This window comes from Streptococcus danieliae (assembly GCF_009767945.1).
Lineage (GTDB): Bacteria > Bacillota > Bacilli > Lactobacillales > Streptococcaceae > Streptococcus > Streptococcus danieliae.
The window spans coordinates 1-8,099 of record NZ_WSRS01000077.1; the positions used below are offsets into that span (position 1 = coordinate 1).

The window sequence follows — 8,099 nt, forward strand, 5'->3', positions numbered from 1 at the left end:
TTTTTTTCCACTTATCAGTTTACTAGGAATTGCTTTTTTTTGCACTCTGAATTACAAAAAAAGTTGCATGGAGAGCAAGCTTTCCACACAACTTATTATAGAACCAATATTAATTCTCCCCTTTTATGCGGCACTGGCTCAGAATGAGTACATAAAGCAGGGCATGCCAATTAATGAGGATACTTGTTTGGGCGAAGATAGCTAGGGGCGAATGAGAATTGTAGAGGAAGACCAGATTCATAAGCATAAAGAAGAAGTAGGGTAATCGAATCGCTTTAAGGAGGAGTAGCCCTCTTCGCTGGATATTCTTTTTTGGTTGTTTTTGGTAAAAACCTTGATTGGTAATTCCGAAGATGATGACTGAGATAAGGGACCAAAAAGTAAAAGGAATCACTATCGAGGGGGAGAGAATCTTCAGATAGGCGGCCAGAGTAAGTTCAACAGCTCTTGCAATAAGGAGAGTGTAAATAAAAGAGTAGTTCATAAAAACCTCCAAAGGAATTTGCTTGTCTCTAGTTTACCCCAAAGGAAGGGGAAGTTAGTTTAAATGTTCCAAAAGGTCGCTCAAATGTTCTGAATGGTAATCCTGAGATGGCAGGTGATTTTCAGACAGAAAGTAGGGGATGTGCTATAATGGAAGTAACAGATATGAATGAGGGTTTGCCATGTATATTGAAATGCAGGATGAAACGGGACGTGTGTCCGAAGAAATGATGCTGGATATTGAACGGTTGGTCCAGTCAGCTGCTAAGCGGATTGACAAGGAAGACAAAGAAATGGCCATTACCTTTGTGGACAATGAGCGGATTCACCAAGTCAATTTGGAATATCGAGGGATGGATCGCCCAACCGATGTTGTTAGCTTGGAGTATAAGCCGGAAGAATTGATTTCCTTTGAAGATTTAGGCTTGGAGGATGAGGATTTAGTCGGACTGATGGATGAGTTTGATACTTACATTGGCGAGCTCTATATTTCGATAGACCGTGCGCGGGAGCAGGCTGCCGAGTATGGTCACTCATTTGAACGGGAAATGGGCTTTTTGGCCGTTCATGGTTTTCTACATATCAACGGTTATGACCATTACACTCCCCAAGAAGAAGCAGAAATGTTTGGATTACAGGAAGAGATATTGACAGCCTATGGACTCACAAGGTAATAAACGCAAATGGAAAAATCGGGATCTCATCTCCAGCCTGGAGTTTGCCTTAACCGGGATTATCACAGCTTTTAAGGAGGAGGCCAACATGCGTAAGCATTTGGTCTCAGGGATCCTCGTGATTGTGGCGGGATTGATTTTTCAGGTTTCAGCCATTGAATGGCTCTTTTTGTTGCTGAGTGTTTTTATGGTGATTACCTTAGAGATTGTGAATTCAGCGATTGAAAATGTAGTGGATCTGGCTTCTAATTACCATTTTTCGATGTTGGCCAAACATGCTAAGGACATGGCTGCCGGAGCGGTTTTGCTCTTTTCTGCCTATGCAGTGATCACGGGACTGATTATTTTTGTCCCTAAAATTTGGAATCTATTTTTTTAATAATAAGGAGAATGAATGTCTTTTAAATCAGGATTTGTAGCGATTTTAGGTCGTCCCAATGTTGGAAAGTCGACTTTTTTGAATCATGTAATGGGGCAAAAAATTGCCATCATGAGTGATAAGGCGCAAACGACGCGTAATAAAATCATGGGGATTTACACAACCCCTGAAGAACAAATTGTCTTTATTGATACCCCGGGGATTCACAAGCCTAAAACGGCCTTGGGCGATTTCATGGTCGATGCGGCTTATTCGACGCTCAGAGAGGTCGACACCGTCCTCTTTATGGTGCCTGCCGATGAGCCTCGGGGCAAGGGAGATGATATGATCATCGAACGCCTTAAGCAGGCCAAGGTTCCAGTTATTCTAGTCGTCAACAAACTGGATAAGGTCAATCCTGAACAGCTCTTGGATCAAATCCAAGATTTTAAAGACCAAATGGACTTCAAGGAGATTATTCCCATTTCTGCCCTGCAAGGGAATAATGTGTCTCACTTGATTGATGTCTTGTCAGAAAACCTCGAAGAGGGCGTCCAATATTTCCCAGATGATATGATCACGGATCATCCAGAACGCTTTTTGGTATCTGAAATGATCCGTGAAAAAGTGCTACATTTGACACGAGAAGAGGTGCCCCACTCGATTGCAGTAGTGGTGGATAGCATGAAGCGGGATGAAGAAACAGATAAAGTCCACATCCAGGCTACCATCATGGTTGAGCGTTCTAGTCAAAAGGGGATTGTAATCGGTAAGGGTGGAGCCATGCTCAAGAAAATTGGAACTATGGCTCGGAAAGACATCGAGACTATGTTAGGAGACAAGGTCTTCCTCGAGACTTGGGTCAAGGTTAAGAAAAATTGGCGGGACAAGAAACTCGATCTTGCTGATTTTGGATACACAGAAAAGGATTACTGATGCCAGAATTACCTGAAGTAGAGACCGTTCGCCGCGGTCTTTCTCCATTGGTGCAAGGGAAACGAATTGCCCAGGTCACTGTTCTCTATCCCAAAATGGTTCGAACCGGGGCAGAGGCCTTGGCCCATGACCTACTGGAACAAGAAATCCAGAAGGTTGATCGACGAGGGAAGTATCTCATCTTTGATCTGGGGAATCATGTGCTTTTATCCCATTTGCGGATGGAGGGGAAGTTTTTCTTTCAAGCAGAAGCCCAGGAGCCGCAAAAACACCAGCATGTGCTGGTTGACTTTGACGATGGTTCCCGTCTGGTTTACCAGGATGTCCGCAAGTTTGGGACCTTGGATTACTTGCCCAAGGAGCAATTAGAAGCCTATTTTCAGTCTAAGAAATTAGGCCCCGAGCCGGTTGAAGAGGACTTTGCCTTGAAGCCTTTCCGGGAGGGGCTGAAACGATCTCGGAAACCTGTAAAAAACTTGCTTTTAGATCAAACCCTTGTGGCTGGTTTAGGCAATATCTATGTTGATGAAGTCTTGTGGCTGTCTCGAATCCACCCCTTGACTCCGGCTTCAGATTTATCTGCTCAAAAGATCAGTCGTTTGCGTCAGGCCATTATCGAGGTTTTGGCGGAAGGGGTAGCTCGGGGTGGTTCAACCATTCGGACTTATAAAAATGCCTTTGGGGAAGTTGGGACTATGCAGGAAACCCTCAAGGTTTATGGTCAAAAGGGCCATCCCTGTCTCCGTTGTGGAAGTGTGATTGAGAAAATTAAAGTTGGGGGAAGAGGGACCCATATTTGCCCTCGGTGTCAAAAGTTATGAAGGCTCAGGTGATTGGTTTAACAGGCGGGATTGCCTCTGGTAAAAGCCAAGTGACCCGCTATTTACAAACACGAGGCTATCGGGTGGTGGACGCAGATCAGTTGGTCCATGAGCTACAGGCCCCAGGAGGAGCCCTCTACAAGCTGTTGGTGGCGCATTTAGGGCCGGGGATTTTAGAGGATCAGGGAGCCTTGAATCGTGCCAAATTGGCCCAGCATTTTTTCTCGGATGCGGATTTTCGGGCCTGGTCGAAGGTGGAGCAGGGTCGCGTGATTCGGTCGGCCTTGGCAGCCGAGTTGGAGCAGGCTCAGAGGTCAGGTGAGGTGGTCTTTTTTGATATCCCCTTGTTGTTTGAGGAGGGTTATGAGGCCTGGTTTGAGTTGATTTGGCTGGTGGATGTCGATGAGGTCACGCAGTTGGAGCGTTTGATGCGGCGTAATAGCCTGACCGAGCAGGAGGCGCGTCAGCGGATGCTGCGCCAGTGGCCCTTGGAGCGCAAACAGCCCTTAGCCAGTCTGATCCTTGATAATCGTGGCAATTTGTTGGACTTGCACCAACAAATTGATCAGGCCTTGCTTGGCTTAGAGGATCGATTTTCTTCCCCAAAGGATCAAGAGTAAAAAAAGTATATGAGAATTAAAATTCAATTGCGTTGCCAATCGTGTGGCAGTCAAAATTATATTACTAGTAAAAATCCTAAGTCGCATCCCGATCGGATTGAGGTCTTGAAATACTGTCCCAAGGAGCGTCAGGTCACGACGCATCAGGAGATGAAGTGAGGTCCTCGGTTTACAAGTTGGGGAAACTATGCTACTATAGAAGGGATTTGAAGGAGTTTGGCAATGTTTCAATTATTATTAACTGCATTTTTAGTCCTATCTGTTATTTTGGTGATGGTCATTTTTATGCAACCGACCAAGAATCAATCGTCAAACGTGTTTGATTCGAGTGCGGGTGACCTATTTGAACGTACAAAAGCGCGCGGATTCGAAGCCGTTATGCAGCGAACAACTGCTGTGCTAGTCTTTTTCTGGCTAGCGATTGCTTTGGTATTGGCCGTGTTATCAAGTATTTAAGTATTTAGGGCGAGTTGGAGCAAGACCAGAGGTCTTGTGAGCAACCGCCCTTTTTTTGAGAGGTATAAATGAAAAAGCAAATTCTGGCCCTGGTGAAAGAGTCTGGGCCAATGTCGGTGGATCAGTTAGGGGATTCTTTGGGGATTAAAAACGCCAAAGGATTTACCAATCTGGTCAAGGAAATTTCCCGTTTGGAGGCTCAGGGTAAGGTGAGTTTCACTGATCAGGGAACGATTGTGTGGAGGGAAGCTACGAAAAAACCCCTTGCTCCAAAACTGGAGGGGGTCTTTCATGCTCATAAATCAGGTTTTGGGTTTGTAACAGTTGATGAGGCAGAACCGGATGTTTTTATTGGTCGGGATTTTGTTAATCAGGCGATTGATGGCGATCGGGTTCTGGTAGAGATTGTCCAAGTTGCCGACCGCATGAAGGGAACTTCGGCGGAAGGCAAGGTTGTGGAGATCTTGGAGCATTCGCTGACACAGGTTGTGGGGAAGGTTGTTCTGGAAGAAGGTAAGTCCAAATACCCAGCCTATGTCCGCTCTCGGAACCAAAAGATTAGCCAGCCTATCTACATTCAGCCAGGCGATTTCCAGTTGGCCGGTACGGAAGTGGTCAAGCTGGAAATTCGCCAATACCCAAGCAAGAAAAAGAACTTTTTCTTGGCGGACTTGGTGGAGATTGTGGGTCATGTGGATGACACGGGAATCGATGTGTTGGAGGTTCTAGAGTCCTTAGATATTGTCTCGACCTTCCCGGAGGCCGTTTTAGCGGAGGCCGAGGCGATTCCGGATGCTCCTAGTCCAGCAGATATGGAAGGGCGCTTGGATTTACGTTCCGAATTGACCTTTACCATTGATGGGGCAGATGCTAAGGACTTGGATGATGCGGTGCATATCAAACGCCTAGCAGGTGGAAACTTTGAACTAGGTGTCCATATTGCGGATGTGTCTTATTATGTCAAGGAAGGGTCTGCCCTGGATCGGGAAGCCTTGGAGCGGGGTACCTCTGTTTATGTGACGGACCGGGTGGTTCCCATGTTGCCAGAGCGTTTGTCGAATGGGATTTGTTCCCTGAACCCACAAGTGGATCGTCTGACCCAGTCAGCGATTATGGAAATTAATCGTCAGGGTAAGGTGGTGCGCTACCAGTTGGCGGAAACAGTTATTAAAACCAGCCAGCGAATGACCTATTCAGATGTCAATGCCATGATTGCGGGGCAACAAGAAGTGGTGGAAGCCTATCCCGAATTACTGGAATCGGTGGAGGCCATGGTCGACCTGCATAGAATCCTAGAAAACATGCGGGTTCAGCGGGGGGCTTTGAATTTTGATACCAATGAAGCGAAAATCCTCGTGAACGCCAAGGGGAAACCAGTAGATATTGTGCTTCGTCAACGGGGGCTAGCTGAACGGATGATTGAGTCCTTTATGCTTGTGGCCAATGAAACCGTTGCGGAGCATTTCCACCAGAAGGACCTGCCTTTTATCTACCGGATTCACGAAGATCCTAAGGCGGAGAAATTGCAGAAATTTATTGATTTCACGTCTAGCTTTGGTTTGCGGGTCTATGGTACGGCTGCCAAGATGACCCAGGCATCGCTCCAAGATATCATGGCTGCCGCTAAAGGGCAGGTCTACGAGGAAGTGCTCTCGATGATGCTCTTGCGGAGCATGCAGCAGGCACGTTATTCAGAGCACAATCATGATGGTCACTATGGCTTAGCAGCACCTTTCTACACCCACTTTACCAGTCCCATTCGGCGCTATCCGGACTTGATGGTTCACCGCATGATGCGGGACTATCGGAAGAGTTCCGAAAAAGCCGGTCATTTTCAAGAAATTTTACCAGCCATTGCCAGTCAGTCTTCCAACCGGGAGCGGCGGGCGATTGATGCTGAGCGTTTTGTAGAGTCCATGAAGAAGGCCGAATTTATGTCCGACTTTGTGGGGCAGGAGTTTGAGGGAGTGATTGCTTCCGTGGTGAAATTTGGTCTTTTTGTTGAGCTGCCCAATACGGTCGAGGGCTTGATTCATGTGACCAACCTACCTGAGTTCTACCATTTTGATGAACGGAGCCTGTCCCTGCGTGGAGAGCGGAGCGGGACAACCTTCAGAGTGGGACAGCCGATTCGCATTCGGGTTGAGAGGGCCGATAAGGAGACGGGAGAAATCGATTTCGCCTACCTAGCCGGTGGCCAGGTGGAGAAGAGGCCGTCTGCTTCGAAAAAGCGCTCGCAAGGCGAGCGCAGGAAAAAACGACAACAGCCCCAAGCATTTTACAAAAAACAAGTCAAAAAAGGAGGTCGTCATGGCCAAAGGAGAGGGAAAGGTCGTCGCTCAAAATAAAAAGGCGCGTCACGACTATACCATCGTTGATACAATTGAAGCGGGCATGGTTTTGACGGGAACGGAAATTAAGAGCGTTCGGGCGGCCCGGATTACGCTCAAGGATGGCTTTGCTCAAATTAAAAATGGCGAAGTCTGGTTAAGCAATGTGCATATTGCTCCCTATGAGGAGGGCAATATCTGGAACCAGGATCCGGAACGCCGTAGAAAGCTCTTGCTACATAAAAAGCAGATCAGTAAGTTGGAGCAGGAGATTAAGGGGACGGGGATGACCCTGGTTCCGCTTAAGGTTTACCTCAAGGATGGCTATGCCAAACTACTTCTGGGCTTGGCCAAGGGGAAAAAAGATTATGACAAGCGGGAGTCCATCAAACGCCGGGAGCAAAATCGCGATATTGACCGGCAGATGAAGAGTTTCAATCGCCGTTAGGAGTGGCCTATGCAGATTTCCAATCGTTTTAGTATCGGGGTTCATATCTTGGTTTTGGTAGCGTTACAGGAGGAAGCGGAAATTCTGACCAGTGAGGGATTAGCCGCCAGTGTTGGAGTCAATCCGGTCATTGTGCGGAAGGTCATGTCGCAACTTCGCCAGGCCCAATTGATTCAAACACGGCAAGGTCTAGCTGGGATTGAGTTGGGACGTGAACCGGCAGCAATTTCTTTATTTGATATCTACCAAGCGACCGGAGGTATTGGGGCTGACAAGCTGTTCCGTTACCACGATGCTCCCAATCCTCAATGTGAGGTTGGACGAACCATTCACGGAGTCTTGGATCACCACCTGCAAGAAGTCCAGGCAGCAATGGAGGCGCCCCTGAAACAGCAAAGTTTGGCAGATATTTTGAAAACCAGTCAGGAAAAACAAAAAGGCTAAGGAGAAAATCCTAGCCTTTTTGTTTGAAAAAGTAGCTGGTAATGAATTAGTGTATAATAAAGGTAGAAAAGTAATTGAGAAAGAGAATCCAATGTAAGCGCCCAATAACAGGGTACATCAAAAAACCTCCAAGATTGTAAGCAGCTTGCTTTGAATCTTGGAGGTTTCTTTAACGACAATGCTCTTGTATTTGTTTTGCCCATGGTAAATAAGCCTCTAGAACCTCCTTTTTTTCGAGAGTCTCCTCGTTTGGTAAATGTTCTAGTAGGAAAACTATATATTTTTCACTGTCCACTTGGTGGAGTTTGGCTGTCTCAATTAGAGTCATAATAATCGCACTAGACTCTGCTCCCCCTAAACTCTGGGAGAACAACCAATTCTTGCGTCCCATTACTAAGGATTTGATTGCTCTTTCTGCCAAATTATTGGATAGAACGAGACGTCCATCCTCTAGTACAGTTTTGAATGTGGACTCATAATCCAAACTGTATTTGAGAGCACGGCCTAACTTGGATTCTGGTAAGACATA

Annotated in this window: 12 protein-coding genes; 10 read left to right on the forward strand and 2 right to left on the reverse strand. The window is 46.6% G+C overall.

The window, feature by feature from the left end:
* Positions 1 to 109: 109 nt before the first annotated feature.
* Positions 110 to 484, reverse strand: a complete 375-nt coding sequence (locus E5983_RS07510; protein ID WP_160333251.1) for a hypothetical protein — start codon at positions 482 to 484, stop codon at positions 110 to 112.
* A gap of 181 nt (positions 485 to 665) precedes the next feature.
* On the opposite strand from E5983_RS07510, the gene ybeY reads away from it, so the two are divergent.
* From ybeY to E5983_RS07560, 10 genes are all read left to right on the forward strand, one after another.
* Positions 666 to 1,157 carry an rRNA maturation RNase YbeY gene (gene ybeY, locus E5983_RS07515; RefSeq protein WP_160333252.1) on the forward strand — a complete coding sequence of 164 codons (492 nt, stop codon included), beginning with the start codon at positions 666 to 668 and terminating at the stop codon, positions 1,155 to 1,157.
* On the forward strand, positions 1,141 to 1,536 hold the full coding sequence (locus E5983_RS07520) for a diacylglycerol kinase family protein (protein ID WP_160333253.1): 396 nt from the start codon (positions 1,141 to 1,143) through the stop codon (positions 1,534 to 1,536). The genes ybeY and E5983_RS07520 overlap by 17 nt, the downstream gene beginning before the upstream one ends.
* Before the next feature lie 15 nt (positions 1,537 to 1,551).
* Positions 1,552 to 2,451, forward strand: coding sequence for a GTPase Era (gene era / locus E5983_RS07525; RefSeq protein WP_160333254.1), 900 nt, complete (start codon positions 1,552 to 1,554; stop codon positions 2,449 to 2,451).
* Entirely contained in the window at positions 2,451 to 3,272 is an 822-nt protein-coding gene (mutM, locus tag E5983_RS07530) for a DNA-formamidopyrimidine glycosylase (RefSeq protein ID WP_160333255.1), read from the forward strand. Before era ends, mutM begins: the two co-directional genes overlap by 1 nt.
* The gene (gene coaE, locus E5983_RS07535; RefSeq protein ID WP_160333261.1) at positions 3,269 to 3,892 is read left to right on the forward strand and encodes a dephospho-CoA kinase; all 624 of its coding nucleotides are present in this window, start codon (positions 3,269 to 3,271) and stop codon (positions 3,890 to 3,892) included. The genes mutM and coaE overlap by 4 nt, the downstream gene beginning before the upstream one ends.
* Before the next feature lie 9 nt (positions 3,893 to 3,901).
* On the forward strand, positions 3,902 to 4,051 hold the full coding sequence (gene rpmG, locus E5983_RS07540) for a 50S ribosomal protein L33 (protein WP_160333256.1): 150 nt from the start codon (positions 3,902 to 3,904) through the stop codon (positions 4,049 to 4,051).
* A gap of 63 nt (positions 4,052 to 4,114) precedes the next feature.
* The gene (gene secG, locus E5983_RS07545) at positions 4,115 to 4,348 is read left to right on the forward strand and encodes a preprotein translocase subunit SecG (RefSeq protein WP_160333257.1); all 234 of its coding nucleotides are present in this window, start codon (positions 4,115 to 4,117) and stop codon (positions 4,346 to 4,348) included.
* 68 nt (positions 4,349 to 4,416) lie between these two features.
* Positions 4,417 to 6,696 (forward strand): ribonuclease R, encoded by a 2,280-nt coding sequence (gene rnr, locus E5983_RS07550; RefSeq protein ID WP_160333258.1) that lies wholly within the window; start codon positions 4,417 to 4,419, stop codon positions 6,694 to 6,696.
* Positions 6,659 to 7,126 (forward strand): SsrA-binding protein SmpB, encoded by a 468-nt coding sequence (gene smpB, locus E5983_RS07555; protein WP_160333259.1) that lies wholly within the window; start codon positions 6,659 to 6,661, stop codon positions 7,124 to 7,126. Before rnr ends, smpB begins: the two co-directional genes overlap by 38 nt.
* 9 nt (positions 7,127 to 7,135) lie before the next feature.
* Entirely contained in the window at positions 7,136 to 7,570 is a 435-nt protein-coding gene (locus tag E5983_RS07560; protein ID WP_160333260.1) for an Rrf2 family transcriptional regulator, read from the forward strand.
* A gap of 169 nt (positions 7,571 to 7,739) precedes the next feature.
* Here the strand turns inward: E5983_RS07560 and E5983_RS07565 are convergent.
* Positions 7,740 to 8,099: IS66 family transposase (locus tag E5983_RS07565; RefSeq protein WP_160332692.1), on the reverse strand; the 360-nt coding region annotated here is incomplete at its 5' end.

Excerpts from the sequence above, each read along its gene's own strand:
- E5983_RS07510 (WP_160333251.1), bottom strand. The coding sequence starts at position 484 with ATGAACTACTCTTTTATTTACACTCTCCTTATTGCAAGAGCTGTTGAA.
- ybeY (WP_160333252.1), top strand. The coding sequence starts at position 666 with ATGTATATTGAAATGCAGGATGAAACGGGACGTGTGTCCGAAGAAATG.
- E5983_RS07520 (WP_160333253.1), top strand. The coding sequence starts at position 1,141 with ATGGACTCACAAGGTAATAAACGCAAATGGAAAAATCGGGATCTCATC.
- era (WP_160333254.1), top strand. The coding sequence starts at position 1,552 with ATGTCTTTTAAATCAGGATTTGTAGCGATTTTAGGTCGTCCCAATGTT.
- mutM (WP_160333255.1), top strand. The coding sequence starts at position 2,451 with ATGCCAGAATTACCTGAAGTAGAGACCGTTCGCCGCGGTCTTTCTCCA.
- coaE (WP_160333261.1), top strand. The coding sequence starts at position 3,269 with ATGAAGGCTCAGGTGATTGGTTTAACAGGCGGGATTGCCTCTGGTAAA.
- rpmG (WP_160333256.1), top strand. The coding sequence starts at position 3,902 with ATGAGAATTAAAATTCAATTGCGTTGCCAATCGTGTGGCAGTCAAAAT.
- secG (WP_160333257.1), top strand. The coding sequence starts at position 4,115 with ATGTTTCAATTATTATTAACTGCATTTTTAGTCCTATCTGTTATTTTG.
- rnr (WP_160333258.1), top strand. The coding sequence starts at position 4,417 with ATGAAAAAGCAAATTCTGGCCCTGGTGAAAGAGTCTGGGCCAATGTCG.
- smpB (WP_160333259.1), top strand. The coding sequence starts at position 6,659 with ATGGCCAAAGGAGAGGGAAAGGTCGTCGCTCAAAATAAAAAGGCGCGT.
- E5983_RS07560 (WP_160333260.1), top strand. The coding sequence starts at position 7,136 with ATGCAGATTTCCAATCGTTTTAGTATCGGGGTTCATATCTTGGTTTTG.